The organism is Rhodococcus sp. PD04, assembly GCF_035918275.1.
Classification (GTDB): Bacteria; Actinomycetota; Actinomycetes; order Mycobacteriales; family Mycobacteriaceae; genus Rhodococcus; species Rhodococcus rhodochrous.
Genome location: NZ_CP142143.1, coordinates 202,004 through 218,639, shown reverse-complemented (window position 1 = coordinate 218,639; position 16,636 = coordinate 202,004). Strand labels below are relative to the sequence as shown.

The following is a 16,636-nucleotide window of genomic DNA, read 5'->3' as shown; positions in this document are numbered from 1 at the left end:
AGAGGGCGGTCACACTCACGCGTAGTGGGTGAGCGCGTCACGGACGAATTCGGCGCCCTCCCGGCCTCCGTAGTTCGCTGCGAAACGCTCGTCCTCGACGTACATGTCGGCGAGACCGAGCACGTACTCGCGCGGACTGCCCTCCGGAGTGCCGCCTCCCGGGGTGCCCGGGATCGACGACAGCCAGGCGACGTGCCGCCGTGCGAGGTCCTGCGCCTCGGGCCCGGCCGGGTCCAGCCCGGCCCGGGCCGCGGCGATCCAGTCGTGGTTCAGTTGCTCGACCTGCTTCATCCAGTCGTGCCTGGCGGCGGCGTCCATGCCCCGCCACCAACGGTCGCCCGAGTCGTAGGCGTCCTTGCCCCACCGTTCGATCACTTCGTCCCGGTACTGCGTGTGGTCGAACCCGTCGAACACTTCGTCTGCCACGAGTTGCTCCCCTCTCTGCGTCTTCGCCAAGGTGGTGCGCACCGCCGCGATACGGCGGTCCAACTGCCGGCGCTCGTGTTCGAGCAGGTCGAGGTGGGTGCGCAGTGCGCTCGTGGTGTCGTCGTGACCGGCGAGCACGTCGCGGATGGCGGGCAGGGCCAGCCCCAGGTCGCGGAGCAGCAGGATGCGCTGGAGACGCACGAGTGCGTCCTCGTCGTAGAACCGCATGCCGTTGCTGCCGGTGCGGCTCGGACGCAACACCCCCACGTCGCCGTAGTGCCGCAGTGTGCGGCTGGTGACACCGGCGGCGCGTGCCAGTTGCTGGATCGACCATTCCCGCACCTGCCCCACCCCCTTCTTTCCGGCTACGACCAGCGTGCATCTTGACGTTGCGTCAATGTCAACACTCGTCGTCAGGGTCCCGGAACGCCACCGGCCGGCCGCCCTGTTCGGGCGACCGGCCGGTCGGGATGTGCCGTCGGGTTACTCGGCGCTACCCGTGCTCGGGAACCAGTCCTTCAGGAAGCTCGCGTCGATCACCTGCGCACCGAGATCCGGTGTCCACACGATCGCGCCGCCGGTGAAGATCCGGAACTTGCCGATCTCGTCGGGCAGCATCAGCTCGGGGCCGATGGGCGAGCCGAGCACGCTGTCGACGCCGCCGAGGTCCAGATAGGCCTGCTCGATGGGCGAGGTGCCGCTGCCGCTGCCGAAGGGATCGGTGCCGGTCTCCGGGCCGGGTTCGGGCGCCGGAGTGACCTCCGGGGCGTCCTCGTCGATGCCTTCCTTGACGGTGAACCAGTCGGAACGCAGTCCCAGCCTGGTCCGCGCCTCGGCGCCCGTCGTCTCGATGGTGCGGTCGGAGCCGACCACACGGACCCGGGTCACGCGGCCGCCCTCGGCACCGAGATTGTTGCGGGAGAGCACCTCGAAGGCCTGGAGGTCGCCGACGCCGAACTTGCTGCCGATCTCGGCCGCGGTGAAGGTCTTGGCCCATTCACGGTTCGGGGCGACCTTGTCGCCCTCGTCCTCGACGGGCGGGAAGGTGCCGCCGGCCGAGTAACCACCGGTGGAGGCGGAGAACTCGCTGCGCACGACCTCGCCGTCCTTCATCAGGACGGTTCCGCGGGTGGTGCGCACACCGTCGTCCGTGCGCGGATCCTCGACGCCCGACCCGCCGTAGACCTGGCAGTCCGTGGTGTCGCAGGTCTGCCACTTCTCGTGACGCTTCTCGGCGAGGGCGTAGGACCGCGCGGCGATGGCCTGCGCCCGCAGGGCCTCGGCGCCACCGGTGTCGGCCCAGCCGGGCAGTGCCTCGGCGGGGACCACGCTGCGCAGGTAGTCCTCGACGTGGAGGCGGTTGACGGTGCGCGGGGCGGTGCCGTCGAGCACCACGCCGAGGGCACCGCGGTAGGTCTTGTCGTCCGAGCACATCGTGAGGTGCTCGGACGCGGGACGGTCCTCGGCGAGGTCGATCGGGTCGACCCACGGCAGGTCGGTGGCGGACTGCCACAGCACGTCGCCGCTGCATCCCTCGGTGACGACGACGTTCGCGCCGCCGTCCGGGGTGGGCGTCAGGTGCGCGGCCTCGCCGGGCGCGAGCTGCTTGCCGGCGACGATCATGCCGGTGTCGGAGTAGACGTCGAGGGTGTGGTCGTCGCGGGCCGTGAGACGCACCGCGATCATCGCGTCGTCGACCGTGCCGAGTTCGGTGCCGCCGTAGTAGTGACCGATGATCCGTTCGGCGGTCCATCCGTCCTGGGCGTAGCCGTAGGCGCCCCACTGGCCCATGCCGCGACCGTGGCCGTGACCGAAGCCGCTGAACGTGAAGGGCGTGTCGGCCGAAACCGCCTGCACGACACCCGGTGTCGCCTGATTGCTCTGGACGAGCGCGCCCACGCCGGCTCCGACGAGCAGTGCGGGAGCGACCCCGATCGCGGCAGCACGGGCGACGGAGGGACGCCATCCGTTGCGCAGCGGCCTGCCGAGGATGATGCGCCGCCTCCGGATCTTGCCTCTGCGCCCGATGGACTGTCGTGACATGACGTTGCTCCCTCGTTGTCGCTGTAGGCGCGAACTCGTGATCCGCGATATCGGACAATTTCGACCGATCCTCAAGCTCAGGTTGAGGCTTAAGGTTTGCTGCGTCTAGTGTGACAAGAGTGACGGAGCTAGGCAACAAATGTCACAGAAGCAACACAAGAATCACGAGTTACAGAACTTTCGTGTCCGAACCGGACTACGGAAGCGACACATAAGGGACTATCCGAAATCGGAACCGTCCGCTGGAGCACCAACGACAGGGAGTAGCAAACAGTGCCGCATCGCCGCCCCAAGCCGTCGATCGTCCTGGGTGCCGTCGCCGCCCTGGCCGTCGCGACGCCCTTCGCCGTCACCGGGCTGACCAGCACCGCTCCCGAGATCCGGCCTGCCAACGACACCGTCGAGGCCGTAGCACCCGATATCGCGGAAGTCGTGCTCGCCTCGGTGCCCGACCTGATCATCCCGCTCGAGGAACTGACCGGCCTCAACCTGCCGGACCTCAGCCTGAAGGAGATCGTCGACGGGCTCCCGCAGATCACGACTGCTCCCGACCCGAACGGTGGACTCGTCCAGCGCGTCGGTGCGACCGTCAAGGAACTCACCCGCGACACCCCGTTCAGCCTCGTCGCGCTCGCCGCCGAGGACGTCGCCGCCACCGACGCGCTCATCCGCGCACAGCACGACGACGGCAGCTGGGGTCCGTGGACCGCGACCCAGCCGATCGAGACCCGCGCCGACGACACCACGGACGAAGGACGCTCCGGCACGGAGCCGATCTACGTCGGTGCGACGCGTGCCGTGCAGGTGCTGCTGACGCCGCGTCCCGGCCCCGAACCGAATCTCGCCGGCGCGGAGGCCCCGGCGGCACCCGAAGCACCCGCTCCCGAAGCACCTGCTCCGGAGGCACCTGCTCCCGAGGCGCCGGCGGAGGCCCCGGCCCCCGTCGACGAGGCACCCGCACCGGTCGCTGCACCCGCAGCCGATGCACCCGACCTCGGATACGTGCCCGCATCCTCCTCCAGGCCGCTGCGCGAGAACCCGCTGCAGGCGGCCGCCGAAGCGGTCAGCGCCGTGCTCATCTCCCCCGGCAGCAGCGAGGCGGATGCGCGACTCGAGGACATCGCGAGCCCGCTCGGCAACTCCGGCCTGAAGGTGATCACCCGCCAGCAGTGGGGCGCCGACGAGTCGATGCGCTGCCAGACCCCGACCTACGACGACTCCCTCGGTGGCGCGACCGTGCACCACACCGCGGGCAGCAACAACTACTCGAAGGCCGAATCGGCCGAGATCGTGCGCGCGATCTACGCGTACCACGCACGCACGCTCGGCTGGTGCGACATCGGATACAACACGCTCGTCGACAAGTACGGCCAGATCTTCGAGGGTCGCGCCGGCGGTCTCGAGCGCAACGTCCAGGGCGCCCACGCAGGTGGATTCAACGAGAACACCCACGGCATCGCGATCATGGGCGACTTCTCCACCCAGACCCCGCCGCAGGCTGCAGTGGAGTCGGTCGGCAAGTTCCTCGGCTGGCGTCTGGCCCGCGCGGGACTGAATCCCAAGGGCCGCACCACGATGTACTCCGAGGGCACGTCGTTCACCCCGTACCCGCGCGGTGCGGCGGTGGATCTGCCGATCATCTTCGCGCACCGCGACGTGGGCAACACCAGCTGCCCGGGTGATGCCGGGTACTCGCAGATGGGCAAGATCCGCGACATCGCCGCCGCTGCGGCGAAGGGCGGTGGCGGCGGCACTGCCCCGCAGCCGTCGAACCCGCAACCCTCGAACCCGCAGCCGTCGAACCCGTCACCGTCCAACCCGAAGCCGAACGTGCCGGACGTCAACGTCGGCGCGCTCGCCTCGGGCTCGGCCGACACCGCCGAAGGTGTCGTCGACGAGCTGATCCGCCTCAGCGGTCACCCGGTGGTCCAGAAGTGGCTCGCCGAGGGCGGCGAACTCGGACGGCTCGGACAGGCGGTGACCTCGATCCTTCCCACGATCAAGAGCGGTTTCGAACGAGTGAATTTCGTCAACGGTGCCATCTACACCTCACCGAACGGCGGCACGTGGACGGTACTCGGCGAGATCTACAAGGCGTGGGAGAAGAACGGACTCGACGCTGGTGAGCTGGGGTTGCCCACCAGCGACGAGTACCGGGTGCCGGACGGTTGGCGTTCGGACTTCGAGTTCGGCTCGCTGATCTTCAACGAGGTCACGGGTGTCGTCACCAAGGTGCTGCGCGCCTACGACGACGCCTACGACCAGGCGATGCAGGATCAGCCGGCCGACGTCGCAGGACCCGCACCCGAGGGTGCTCCTGCGCCCGAACCCGAACCGGCACCTGCGCCGGAACCGGCACCCGAACCGGCGCCCGCGGGCTGACCCGCAGCGCACCGGTAGGAACGAGTCACCGCCACCACCGTTCGAGAACGCGGGCCACCCCGTCCTCGACGTTGGTGGCGGTGACTTCGTCTGCAACCGACTTCGCCTCCGGATGTGCGTTCTCCATCGCCACACCGTGGCGTGCCATCGACAACATCGGGATGTCGTTGGGCATATCGCCGAAGGCCACGAGATTCTCGTGGGAGACACCCAGCAACCGGGCCATCTCCTGGAGACCGGACGCCTTCGTGACCCCCGCCGCGGAGATCTCGATGAGCCCGTGGGTCGTCGAATAGGTCACGTCGACCAGCCCGTGCAGTTTCGGCACGAGAGCCTCGGCCATCTCCCGGCTGGTCGCACCGGGGAGCCGGACGAGCAGCTTGATGGCGGGCTCACCGATCACCTCGTGCTCGGCGAGTTCGGTGTTGTCCGGATTCAGCCAGGCATGTTCGTAACCGGGAGCGCTGACGAACTGCGGCGTCGCCGCGTCGTGGGCCCGCTCCCCCACCCGCTCGGCGGCCAGACCGCAACCGGGAAGCACCGATGAGGCCACCTCGGCGATCCACGCCAGTTCGTCGACCTCGAGCACCGCGGCGCTGAGCACACGGTCGGTGGAGCTGTCGTAGAGCACGGCACCGTTCGCGCACACCGCCATCGGCGCGTAACCCAACTCCTCGACCACCGGCGCGATCCAGCGCGGCGGGCGGCCGGTGGCCAGGACGAACGGAACACCGGAGTCGACCACCGCATGCACCGCGGCGCGGGTCCGATCGGACACCTTCTCGGCGTCGTCGATCAGGGTGCCGTCCACGTCCGTGGCCACCAACCCGGGACGCGGCTCGTCCGTGGACGCAGGACGCACCGCGTCCGTGCCGTGGTCCCGATGCGATTCTCGACTCGACTGTGCGTTCACTCCGTCATTGTGCCGAAGTACCGCGGTCGCCGCCTGCGTCGTCGTTCCCGTCACCGGCGGCACCTTCACGGGCGGCACGTTCGCGTGCCTTCCGCGCGCGGCGCTCGGCGGCTGCGGCCTCGTCCTGGGCGGTCGCCTCCTCGAGGGTCGGCGCGGATCCGCCCAGCCGGCGGGGCACCCAGTAGGCACCGGGTTCGTGGGTGTAGCCGTCCTGGACCCGGTGGAGCATCTCCTCCATGGTCGCGTGGAGCTGCGCGGTCATCTCCGCGGCCGGCTCGAACGGCTGGATGGGGGCGCCCACCTCGATGGTGATCGGGGTGTTCGTACGTCCGAGCCGCTTGGGATGGCCCTTCGTCCACACCCGCTGCGACCCCCAGATGACCATGGGGATCACCGGGACACCGGCTTCGTTCGCCATCCGGGCCGCACCGGACCGGAATGCCTTGAGCTCGAAGCTGCGGCTGATCGTCTCCTCCGGGAACACGCCCACGAGCTGCCCGGCACGCAGCGCCTCCACGGCGAGTCGATAGGACTCGCCGGCGTCGCCGCGGTCGACGGGGATGTGCTTCATCGCGCGCATCATGGGGCCGGAGATCTTGTGGTCGAAGACTTCCTTCTTCGCCATGAAGCGGATGTACCGCTTGGTGGCGCGGGCGGGGATCCCGGCGTAGGTGAAGTCCATGTAGCCGGTGTGGTTGATCGCGATGACCGCACCACCCGTCTCCGGGATGTTCTCCTCCCCGGTGATCGAGAATTTCAGCCCTTGCGCTGCGAAGAGCGTGCGGGCGACACCGATGATGGTCCGATAGAAGGGTTCCACGCCGGTCAGCCTAGCGGGGCTCCGGTGGAGGAACGACCGTGATCATCGTCGAAAGGCAATGCTGTGCGCACCCTCGCCCGAAAGCCCGACGTATTCGCCCTCGCCGGTCTCGCCGTCGCCGTCGTCCTCACCGTCACCGGTTGTGAGGGTGACGGGCAGTCCGGCATCCCGACCGAGAGTCCGGAACCGAGCGCGGTGGAATCCGTCGAGGAGACCACCGCCTCCGCCGCGGCGCCCACGGTGGTCGTCGGGGACGTCCCCGGCAATCCCGCCGCCACCGTGGCGCTGCAGGCGTGGACGAACGATCTCGTCGCCGGCACCGATGTCGTCGGCAGGTGCTGGACGATCGCCCCGGAACGGGCCCGGCAGATGTACGCCGACGTCGACGCGATCACCGCAGCGGTGCAGCAGCCGGGCAGGGACGGCCAGTACGCGGTGACGTGGTCGGCCGGCGGTGTCGACGTGTCCGTCCTGCGCAGCGAGATCGCATCCGGCTACGCATGCCCGTACGTGAACCCGACCGGCGCGCCGGGCTACACCGACGAGGACGCCCGCTACGCCGTCGAACGATTCCTCGGGCGGGTGATCGGTGCGCCGGTGGACCCGGACGACACCGAGGAGCGGTACCCGCTGGTGTGCGAGGCGCGGGGCACGTGGGATCCGTGGGGCACCGGGAACCCGGGAGTGCCGCCGCTGGCCACCGATCCCGACGTCCTCGGCGACCTCGACTCCTTCGACGCCGCGGCCGCCTCCGTCACCCCGATCTCGGAGGCGTACGCGAGTGTGACGATTCCGATCGTGGAGGCCGGTACACCCCGTGACCTGGTGGTCCTGCTCACGACGGGGAGCAACGGGTACTGCCTGGGCGCAGTGGACTGATGGGCGGCGCCTACCCTGGTAGGCGTCGGTCAGCACGTCAGGAGGGTACGAAGTGCAGATCACCAGCGTCGGACACGCCGGTTTCCACATCCAGACCGAAGCGGGGTCCATCCTGTGCGATCCGTGGGTCACGCCCGCGTACTTCGCCTCGTGGGTGCCCTTCCCGGACAACACCGGTCTCGACTGGGACGCTCTCGGCAACGTCGACTACCTGTACGTCTCGCATCTGCACAAGGATCACTTCGATCCCGACACGCTGAGCAGGTACGTGAACAAGGACGCGACCGTCCTGCTGCCCGACTACCCGGTGCCGGATCTGCGTCGTGAACTCGAGAAGCTCGGCTTCACGAAGTTCTTCGAGACCACCGACTCCGTCAAGCACACGGTGAGCGGCCCCCGCGGTGATCTGGACATCATGATCATCGCGCTGCGCGCGCCGGCCGACGGACCGATCGGCGACTCGGGCCTCATCGTCTCCGACGGCGAGTCGACCGTGTTCAACATGAACGATGCGCGGCCGATCGACATGGACGTCATGCACGAGGCGTTCGGGAAGATCGACATCCACCTGCTGCAGTACTCGGGCGCCATCTGGTACCCGATGGTCTACGACATCCCGAAGAAGACCAAGGCCAATTTCGGCAAGCAGAAGCGCCAGCGCGGCATGGACCGTTGCCGCAGCTACATCGACCAGGTCGACGCGACGTGGATCGTGCCGTCGGCCGGCCCGCCGGTCTTCCTCGACGACGACCTGCGCGACCTCAACGACGACCACGGCGACGAGGGCAACATCTTCCCCGACCAGCAGGTCTTCCTCGAGCAGCTGCGCATCCACGGCCGCGACGGCGGTCTGCTCATGATCCCGGGTTCGGTGGTGGATCTGAAGGGCAGCGAGCACATGACGCTCACGCACCCGATCCCCGACGAGCAGGTCGAGGCGATCTTCACGAACAAGGCCGCCTACATCGAGGACATGGCGCAGCGTTTCGCGCCGGTGATCGCGGCGCAGAAGGCGACCTGGGCTCCCGCCGAGGGCGAGCCGCTGCTGCCCGCGCTCAAGGCGAAGTTCGAGCCGATCATGGCCCAGTCCGATCTCATCTGCGACGGCATCGGTTATCCGGTGGGCCTGGTGATGGGCGACGAGACCGTGGTGCTCGACTTCCCCAAGCGGGTCGTGCGCGAACCCATCGAGGGAGAAGGCAAGTACCGCTACGGTTTCCGCATCGCTCCCGAGCTCGTGCGCACGGTTCTGCGCGACGACGAGCCCGATTGGGTCAACACGATCTTCCTGTCCACCCGGTTCACGGCCTGGCGCATCGGTGGATACAACGAGTTCCTCTACACCTTCTTCAAGTGCCTGACCGACGAGCGCATCGCGTACGCCGACGGCTGGTTCGCCGAGGCGCACGACGACTCGGCGTCGATCGAGTTGGGCGGCTACGAGATCCAGCGTCGCTGCCCGCACCTGAAGGCGGACCTGTCGAAGTTCGGTGTCGTCGACGGCACCACGCTGACCTGCAATCTGCACGGCTGGCAGTGGGATCTCGAATCGGGCCGCTGCAAGACCTCGAAGGGTCACGAACTGCGCAGCACCAAGCTGTGATCCACATCCGATAGTCACCGACCCTGCTCGGTCCCGGCGGGTCGCGCCGCGGGCAACAGCCTCGGCGCGACCACGCCCAGCCCGACCAGCGGGAGCACCGTCACCGCGACCAGCACCGCCATCGGCAACCACAGCGAGCCGAGCGCGTAGGCGGCGAAGATCGCCACCGACAGCACCTCGCTCGTCAGGCCGACGACGGACGAGACGGTCGCCCGGGCACGACCGGACATCGTGTCCTGCAGGCGCGCCTCGGCGACGATCGCCGTGTTGTGCAGCGCGCCGTAGCCCACACCGATCGCCGTGAATCCGGCGATCCCTCCGGCGAGGGCGCCACCGGCGATCAGCGCCGATCCGACCATCACGACGGCACCCATGGTGCGGCCGCTCATCGTCGCCGTCCATCCGGCGGTCGCGGCACCGACCACCTGTCCGACGGCCGTCAACGCGACCAGCACCGGCACGAATCCGGTCTCGGCTCCCGATTCGCGTGCGAGGAGAGCGAAGTACTCGTCGAAGGCGAGGCAGGCGAGCAGGGCTGCCGCGAGGACGACCGATCGTCGCACCGCCCGGTCGGTGCGGATCTCGGACGTGCCGGACCGCAGTGACGACATGTACCGGACGAGGACGGTGTCTCCGCTGCCGGCGATCTCGTCGGCCTCCTCCACCTTCGGCGCGGCGGGAAGCGTTCCCACGAGCGCGATGTCGACGACGGTGATCGCGACCGACACCCAGCCCACGAGCGCGTAACCACCGAGTTCGAACAGCGGTGCCGCCGTGAGGATCGCGACGAAGACACACGTCATCTCACCCGCGTTGGCGTATCCCATGATCGCCGCGTACCGGTGTTCGCACCCGCGCGCGGCGAGTTCGTCGTAGACGAGGGCCTCGAAGGTGCCGGATTTCATCGACTCGCTGACGCCCCACAGGACGAAGCCGAGCGCGAACCCCCAGTAGCCGGGCCAGACGAGCCACATCGTGAACGCGGCGGTGAGCAGGGCACCGCTGCCGAACAGCAGTCCGCGACGGGAGACGGTGTCGGCCCACGCGCCCGAGGGCACCTCGGAGACGAAGGCGACGACCGACCACAGGACGAACAGCGACGAGATGGAGCGGGTGTCGAGACCGTGGTCCTCGAACAGCAGCGCGTACAGGCCGTAGAGCGGCACGAACTCGCGGACGGACGCGTACGCGACCACCCGCGCGGACAGCGAGGTCACCGGATCGGATCAACATCGACGGCGCATGCATCGAGAATGGCACGCTCGGCTCCACATGTCACCCCTCCGGAGGTGGGATACGGTCGGTCATCGTGAGCACGGACGAGCAACAGCAGCGGCAGCGTACCTACACGTGGGGGGACCCGGCACCGACGTCGGCGGCCAACCGCGACATGCACGGACTCGACTTCCTGCGCGGGCTGATCGACGGGACGATCCCGCATCACCCCACCTCCCGCACGCTCGGCTTCACCGTCACCGACGCCGGCGAGGGCTTCGCCGAGGTCACCCTCGAGCCGCAGGAGTTCCACGCCAACGCGGTGGGCAGCATCCACGGCGGCGTGCTCGCCACCCTCTTCGACACCGCGATGGGCTTCTGCGTGTCGAGCACCCTCGAGGCCGGGGTCGGGTACACGACCCTCGACCTGCAGGTGCGCTACGTCCGTCCGGTGCAGACCGGCAAGGGCGTCATCCGCGTGCAGGGCTTCTGCGAGCACACCGGACGACGCACCGCGACGGCGCGCGGCGAGGCCCGCGACTCCGAGGGCCGACTGCTCGCGACGGGCTCGACAACCTGCCTGATCCTGCGCTGACCTCTACGGCAACCGCCGCGGGGTCGCGAAGCGGCGGAGGGCAGGCGCCACCGGCCGTCCGCGCAGCAGACCCCGGACGCTCCCGGCGTCGATCGCCTTCCGGTACACCACGAGCGCGGCGTCCACCGCGGCGACGGTGAGGTCGATGTCGTCGTCGGTGTGCGCCGCCGACACGACGAACGACTGGCCCAGGACCCCGCGGTCGAGCAGTTCGGACAGGAACAGTGTCCGGTACTCCTGCGAGGGCACCCCGTCGGGTCCTCGCGTCGAGAACACCAGGCAGGACGGTCTGCCCTCCACCCGCACGTACTCGTCGAGTCCCATCTCCGCCGAGAGCGCGTTCACGGCGGTGGCCAGGCGCGTTCCGGCGGCCTCCATCCGTTCGATCGGCCGCTCGGTCTCGTACGCCCGTACCACTGCGCGGAAGGCCGCGAGCGACGCCGTCTCCGGTCCGTGGGTGGTCGAGAGCAGGAAGACCCGTTCGGCGTCGGTGCCGAGTCCGCCGAGTTCCATGTACTCGCGGCGACCGGCGAGCGCGGAGATCGGGAATCCGTTCCCCATCGCCTTGCCCCAGCACGACAGGTCGGGCCGCACGCCGTAGACCGACTGCGCCCCGCGCTCCGACCAGCGGAAACCGGTGATCATCTCGTCGAGCACCATGAGCGCGCCGTGACGATCGCACAGCCGGCGCACCCCCTCGAGGAATCCGGGTGCGGGTTCTGCTGTGGCAGTGGCCGCTTCGAGGACGACACACGCCACAGGGTGCGACGTGAGGGCCGCGTCGAGCGAGGCGAGGTCGTTGTAGCGGAAGCGCAGCGTGAGCGATCGCGAACTCTCCGGGATGCCCGCACTCATCGGCGTGGTGCCGATGAACCAGTCGTCGACGGAGAAGAACGGGTGGTCGCAGACGGCGATGTGATCGCGCCCGGTGGCGGCACGCGCGAGACGGACCGCCGCGGTGGTGGCGTCCGATCCGTTCTTGGCGAACTTGACCATGTCGGCGCCGGGCACGAGCGACAGGAAATCTTCGGCCGCTTCGACTTCGAGGAGGGTGGGGCGGCTGAAGTTCGTCCCACGCCGCACGGCCTCGGTGACGGCTTCGGCGACCGGGCGGTAGCCGTGTCCCAGCGTCACCGACCGCAGCCCCATCCCGTATTCGACGTAGCGGTTCCCGTCGACGTCCCACACGTGTGCGCCGTCCCCGTGGGTGAGGATCGGCGTCATGTGTTCGGGATACTGGTCCGGACCGCGGGCGTAGGTGTGGGCACCGCCGGGCACGAGTTCGTGGAGGCGCCGCTGGAGACGCGCGGACCTGTCGAATTTGGCCGATATGTCGACGGATTCGGTCATCGTCATTCTCCCACGGGGGTCGCGTGATCGAGTCTGCGTGTCTCGCTGTCGGAGTGGATGTCCGCGACCTTCGCCCACAGGTCGAGATCGCGCAGCCGGTCGTCGGGTGTGGTGATGCCCCGCATCCGGCCTTCGAGGGTGAGCCCGAGCGCCTTCGCGAAACCGGCCGCGACCGCGTTGCAGGAGTCGACCCCGGTCTGCACCCGTTCGATCTTCAGCACCCCGAACGCCCGGTCGAGCAGCCATTCCGCTGCCTGCAGGAGCGCCGGGTGATTGTCGTCGCCGGTCGCGTCCACCCGCAGCGTGGCGTCGCGCCGGACGAGATCGATCGGTTCGAAACCGACCGTGCCGAGGTGCCGACCGGCCTTCTCGACACGGTAACCGAAGGCGTGCCCCGACCAGCCCGCCCACGGTGAGCTCGGTTGCCACACCCCTTCCAGGACGGCTTCGTCGTCCCGACGGGGTCGCCGCAGCGGAGGGGGAGACAGGGCGTGGACCGGTCGCAGGATCAGCCCACTGACGTGGGCGGGCGCCGCCTGCAGCGCTGTTCGCCCGGGAGCCAGCCGCTTCGCGGTGCCGAGCACGTAGCGGCAGCCCGTCGTGAGACTTCTCGGCGAGATGCGCCGGTCGACGGAACACACCGGCAGGACGACGGGGGTCGAGGGATCGGACCACCGCGCGGTCAGTCCCCCACCGGGCACCCGGTCGGCCGTCATGGCGAACAGGATGTGGTCCTTGCGACGACCTCCTGCTGCGAAGGACTTCTTCATCGTCGCCTCCCGGACGAACCCGATCCGGTCCGCGCCGCGGGCGGCCGGGAGGTTGTCGACACAGATCGGAGCGGTGAGCCGGTACAGCCCCAAGGTGGTGAACGCGTAATCCATCAGGATGGACACCGCGAGGTGCCCGATGACCCGGCCGCCCACCGCCGAATCCATCCAGATACCCAGTTCCGCAGAGCGTCTCGCGTGATCGATGCCGAACAGGTTGACCTGTCCGGCGAAATGCCCGTCGACCTCGATCACGAAACCGCGCGACCGGCGGGAGGAGCGCAGGTGCAGGCACTCCTGCACCCATTCCTCCTGGGTGTGCCGCGCCTCCCAGGACAGCGGACTCGACGCCCAGAACGGTTCGATGATGGCCCGATCGCGCAGGCGGATCCGGCGCCACTCCCGATGGTCCGAGAACCGCGGGGGCCGGAGCCGGACCACCTCCCCGGATCGCGCGACCGCGGCGAGATCGGCGGAACCCTGTTTCTCGGGATGGGCTCTAGGAATCGACACGGGTATCCCTCCTCGTCCTGACGGCGGTTGCGACAAGTCGGCGGACCGTGCCGACCAGGTCGGTCGTGGCGGATCTCGCGAACACGCCGAGCGCCAGAAGATAGGCGGCTGCGAAGACGAGTGCGTCGAGTGCCAGCAAGGCGACGGCAACGAGGGTGGGGTGTGTATCACTGTGCGCGAGATGGTGTTCGAACAACCAGAGCACCACCGTCGCGATTGCCGCGGCGGGCAACGGGGGAAGGATCGCGCCGGCGAGCTGCGAGAGCGACACGGGGATGCATCTCTTCGCGAGGGCCATGACGACGATCCCCACGACGATGGCCGTGATCGACACCGACAGCGCTGCTCCGACGAGGCCGAACAGACCGACGAACACGAGCAGGAGCACCAGGCCCACACCGACCTCGGTGAGCGTGTACCAGTTCAGCAGGCCCGTCCGGCCACATCCCTTGATGATCTCCTCGCTCACGCAGATGAACGCCTTGCCGAGACTGAGACCGGCCAGGGCGACGACCACCGGTCCGGCGCCGCGCCACGGCTCCCCCAGTACGACGACGACGGCGGGCGTGCCGGCGGCGATCATCAGTCCGGAACACGCGGCGGCTCCGATGGTCGCCCACTGCAGGGCGCGCAGATAGGCCGAGACGAGTCGGTCCGGATCCTTGGCGATCCGAGAGAAAGCGGGAAACAGTGCGACTGAGCCGATCTCGATGATCGCCATGGCCGGGATCCGGGCGATCCGCTGGCCGTACCGGAAGAAACCGAGGTCGGAGGCGCTGAGTCCTCGGCCGACCACCACCGCCTCGGTCGCCGCCTGCACGCGTGATCCGATCATTCCGAGTACGAGAGGTGCTCCGTAGCGGGCGAGTTCGCGCCAGAGGACGAACGAGGCACGGCCGCGACCCGGCCGCCAACTGGTGATCGCCCAGACGGAGATCACCAGGGTGATGTACGAGACGTAGGTGCCGGCCACCATGCTCCACACGCCCCAGCCGAGGGCGGCCGTCGACACCGCGACCGTCGCGTAACTGACGGCTACGGCGGGCCCGACGATCAGTCGCCTCTTGACGCTGAACTCGCGTTGCAGCATGGCTTCCGGCACGTTGGCGACCGAGTAGACCAGCAGTACTCCGGAGGTCGCGGCGGCGACCAGGCCCGCGGTGGTGCTGTCGAAGATCGCCCCGATCACGGGTGCGGCCGCGAGCGCGCCGATGCTCATGACGATCCCGGCCAGCAGGGTCACGCGGAAGACGGTCTCGGCCGCGTCGGCGACGTCGGTGTCGCGCTGGATGAGCCCCGACCGCAGTCCGCCTTCGACGAATGTGCCGAAGAAGGTCGTGAGAACCGTTCCCGCGACGAAGATGCCGATCTCGGCCGGGGTGAGCAGGCGTGCGAGGGCGACGGTCTGGGCGAGCGAGACCAGTTCGCAGAAGAGCAACGCGACGGTCGACGCGCCGGCCACCCGTCCGATCGAGGACATCAGCGACCGCCCGGACGGGCCGGTCTCCACCGGCCGGCCCGCAGGGTCCGTCTCTTCGGGGGTCGTGCTGCTCACTCCGGCGACATCCTTCCGACCTGTACTGCTCGGTGATCCCAGTGGTCTCAGTGGTTCTCGACCCGCGCCCGTTCGGCGAGCGCGAAGACGTGTTCGAAGGCCACGTGTCCCAGGCGGATCTGCTCCCGGGCACGGGCACGCAGACGACCGCGGACCTCGTCCGCCTGCTGCCAGGAGGTGCGCATCGCATCCGCGAGTTTGCTTCCGAACGCGGGATCGTCGAGGTGCAGCAGGGTGAGGCCACCGCCGAACATGTCCTCGAGGCCGCGGAACTTGTCGTCGTAGTAGCGGGTCGACGACAGGGCGACCACGGGGATTCCCCGCGAGAGGGCGAACACCGCGAGGTGGTAGGCGCCGGTCACGAGGACGCGGCACCTCGACACCTGATCGACGAGCTGTCCGGGCGAGGTGTACCGGGGCGGCGGTTCGGCCACCGAGTCCGCTCCGCGCACGATGGGCAGCGTCGAACGGCGATCCTGGGAGCGGTATTCCGCGATGATCAGCGGCACCAGCGTCGAGGAGTACTCGGTGGCCACGGCCTGTACGACCCTGCGGACGGTGTCGCGGGCGATCTCCGAGACGGGTGCGTAGGCGGCGAGACGCAGGCACACGCCGATGTCGGTTCCGGGGCCGGTGTCGCATTCGGTGTAGGCGAGTTCGATCGCGTCGTCGCCGGTGACGAGGATTCGATCGTCCGGCACACCGGCCCGTTCGAGGATGACCGGGCCGCGGAGGTTCTCCCGCAGGGAGACGAAGTCGACGCGCGGCATCACCTCGGCCGCGCGCTTCTGCAGGAGGGGGTCGTCGAGCGGTCCGAGGCCCTGGCCGACCATGGCGACGGGAACACCGTGGTCGCAGGCGTGCTCGATGAGGGTGAAGACACGGTGGGCCTGGGCGGCATCGGAATCGGTGATGTAGCCGCCTCCGAGCACGAGCAGGAGGGAGGCCTTCTCGACGGCGGCCGCGCTGCCCGGGTGCACCGGGCGGCAAGCGGCCGCCTCACTCGCGGAGACGGGCGCTTCCACGGCCTGTTCGGACGGGAGACGCGTGTGGAGGAGCCGCTCGATCCGCCGGCGCAGTCCGCGCGCCTTCTGCGGAAACCACACCCGGAAGCGGACCGCGCCGAGGGCGACCGGGCCGACGATGCGCGGTCCCAGTGCGGCGAAGAAGTCCTCCGCGACCGTCGGTTCGGCCCAGGGGTCGGTCGAGAGGACGGTGATCCCCTTCGCCGTCGGGTGGTAGGCGCGGAGCAGGAGCGGGATGTCGGTGAGCACGCCGATCTGCGCGTCGGGCCATCTGCGACGCAGGCGCGTGATCGTGACCTCGAGCATCGCCAGGTCGCCGTTGTTGCGAAGCCAGTACTCGCTGCTCTCGATGAGAATGCGGACCGGTCGCGCGGCCGGTTCGTCCGAGTGCAGTCCGAAATGATTGTCGATCATCCGATGATCCGATCCTCGATGAGAGAGGGTCCGGGAGTTCCCGGCGGTGCGGTGTAGCGAAGCATACTCAGAATCAGTCTCAGGGGTACGGTTTGAATCCATAATCCACCAAGCTCGGGATTTAACAAACTAG

13 protein-coding genes are annotated in these 16,636 nt (G+C 68.9%); 4 read left to right on the top strand and 9 right to left on the bottom strand.

Features of this window, described 5'->3' with window-relative positions; genetic code table 11:
• Nucleotides 1-15: 15 nt before the first annotated feature.
• Nucleotides 16-768, bottom strand: coding sequence for a MerR family transcriptional regulator (locus U9J23_RS01030; RefSeq protein WP_272266410.1), 753 nt, complete (start codon nucleotides 766-768; stop codon nucleotides 16-18).
• A gap of 141 nt (nucleotides 769-909) precedes the next feature.
• Nucleotides 910-2,469 (bottom strand): SpoIID/LytB domain-containing protein, encoded by a 1,560-nt coding sequence (locus U9J23_RS01025; RefSeq protein WP_059382125.1) that lies wholly within the window; start codon nucleotides 2,467-2,469, stop codon nucleotides 910-912.
• 273 nt (nucleotides 2,470-2,742) lie between these two features.
• Here U9J23_RS01025 and U9J23_RS01020 point away from each other — a divergent pair, with 273 nt between their 5' ends.
• Nucleotides 2,743-4,851, top strand: a complete 2,109-nt coding sequence (locus U9J23_RS01020) for an N-acetylmuramoyl-L-alanine amidase (protein WP_085468759.1) — start codon at nucleotides 2,743-2,745, stop codon at nucleotides 4,849-4,851.
• 25 nt (nucleotides 4,852-4,876) lie between these two features.
• On the opposite strand, the gene U9J23_RS01015 is transcribed toward U9J23_RS01020, so the two are convergent.
• Both U9J23_RS01015 and U9J23_RS01010 read right to left on the bottom strand, forming a co-directional pair.
• Nucleotides 4,877-5,713, bottom strand: a complete 837-nt coding sequence (locus U9J23_RS01015; RefSeq protein WP_106201615.1) for an HAD family hydrolase — start codon at nucleotides 5,711-5,713, stop codon at nucleotides 4,877-4,879.
• A gap of 55 nt (nucleotides 5,714-5,768) precedes the next feature.
• The gene (locus U9J23_RS01010; RefSeq protein ID WP_059382123.1) at nucleotides 5,769-6,584 is read right to left on the bottom strand and encodes a lysophospholipid acyltransferase family protein; all 816 of its coding nucleotides are present in this window, start codon (nucleotides 6,582-6,584) and stop codon (nucleotides 5,769-5,771) included.
• 63 nt (nucleotides 6,585-6,647) lie between these two features.
• On the opposite strand from U9J23_RS01010, the gene U9J23_RS01005 reads away from it, so the two are divergent.
• Together U9J23_RS01005 and U9J23_RS01000 are read left to right on the top strand one after the other, a co-directional pair.
• The gene (locus tag U9J23_RS01005) at nucleotides 6,648-7,463 is read left to right on the top strand and encodes a hypothetical protein (protein WP_059382122.1); all 816 of its coding nucleotides are present in this window, start codon (nucleotides 6,648-6,650) and stop codon (nucleotides 7,461-7,463) included.
• A 52-nt stretch (nucleotides 7,464-7,515) separates the two neighbouring features.
• Entirely contained in the window at nucleotides 7,516-9,066 is a 1,551-nt protein-coding gene (locus tag U9J23_RS01000) for a Rieske 2Fe-2S domain-containing protein (protein WP_059382121.1), read from the top strand.
• Between the two features lie 14 nt (nucleotides 9,067-9,080).
• Here the strand turns inward: U9J23_RS01000 and U9J23_RS00995 are convergent, their stop codons facing one another.
• The gene (locus U9J23_RS00995) at nucleotides 9,081-10,283 is read right to left on the bottom strand and encodes an MFS transporter (RefSeq protein ID WP_059382120.1); all 1,203 of its coding nucleotides are present in this window, start codon (nucleotides 10,281-10,283) and stop codon (nucleotides 9,081-9,083) included.
• A gap of 92 nt (nucleotides 10,284-10,375) precedes the next feature.
• Here U9J23_RS00995 and U9J23_RS00990 point away from each other — a divergent pair, with 92 nt between their 5' ends.
• Nucleotides 10,376-10,876 carry a PaaI family thioesterase gene (locus U9J23_RS00990; protein ID WP_326600947.1) on the top strand — a complete coding sequence of 167 codons (501 nt, stop codon included), beginning with the start codon at nucleotides 10,376-10,378 and terminating at the stop codon, nucleotides 10,874-10,876.
• 3 nt (nucleotides 10,877-10,879) lie between these two features.
• Here the strand turns inward: U9J23_RS00990 and U9J23_RS00985 are convergent, their stop codons facing one another.
• The 4 genes from U9J23_RS00985 to U9J23_RS00970 are packed head-to-tail and all read right to left on the bottom strand — an operon-like array spanning nucleotide 10,880 to nucleotide 16,503.
• The gene (locus U9J23_RS00985) at nucleotides 10,880-12,226 is read right to left on the bottom strand and encodes a glutamate-1-semialdehyde 2,1-aminomutase (RefSeq protein ID WP_229582243.1); all 1,347 of its coding nucleotides are present in this window, start codon (nucleotides 12,224-12,226) and stop codon (nucleotides 10,880-10,882) included.
• Nucleotides 12,227-12,228: 2 nt separating this feature from the next.
• Complete coding sequence (locus U9J23_RS00980) at nucleotides 12,229-13,509, bottom strand: GNAT family N-acetyltransferase (RefSeq protein WP_326600942.1); 1,281 nt, start codon at nucleotides 13,507-13,509, stop codon at nucleotides 12,229-12,231.
• Nucleotides 13,496-15,064 (bottom strand): oligosaccharide flippase family protein, encoded by a 1,569-nt coding sequence (locus U9J23_RS00975; RefSeq protein ID WP_229579922.1) that lies wholly within the window; start codon nucleotides 15,062-15,064, stop codon nucleotides 13,496-13,498. Before U9J23_RS00975 ends, U9J23_RS00980 begins: the two co-directional genes overlap by 14 nt.
• Before the next feature lie 47 nt (nucleotides 15,065-15,111).
• On the bottom strand, nucleotides 15,112-16,503 hold the full coding sequence (locus tag U9J23_RS00970; RefSeq protein ID WP_326600939.1) for a polysaccharide pyruvyl transferase family protein: 1,392 nt from the start codon (nucleotides 16,501-16,503) through the stop codon (nucleotides 15,112-15,114).
• Nucleotides 16,504-16,636: the final 133 nt, after the last annotated feature.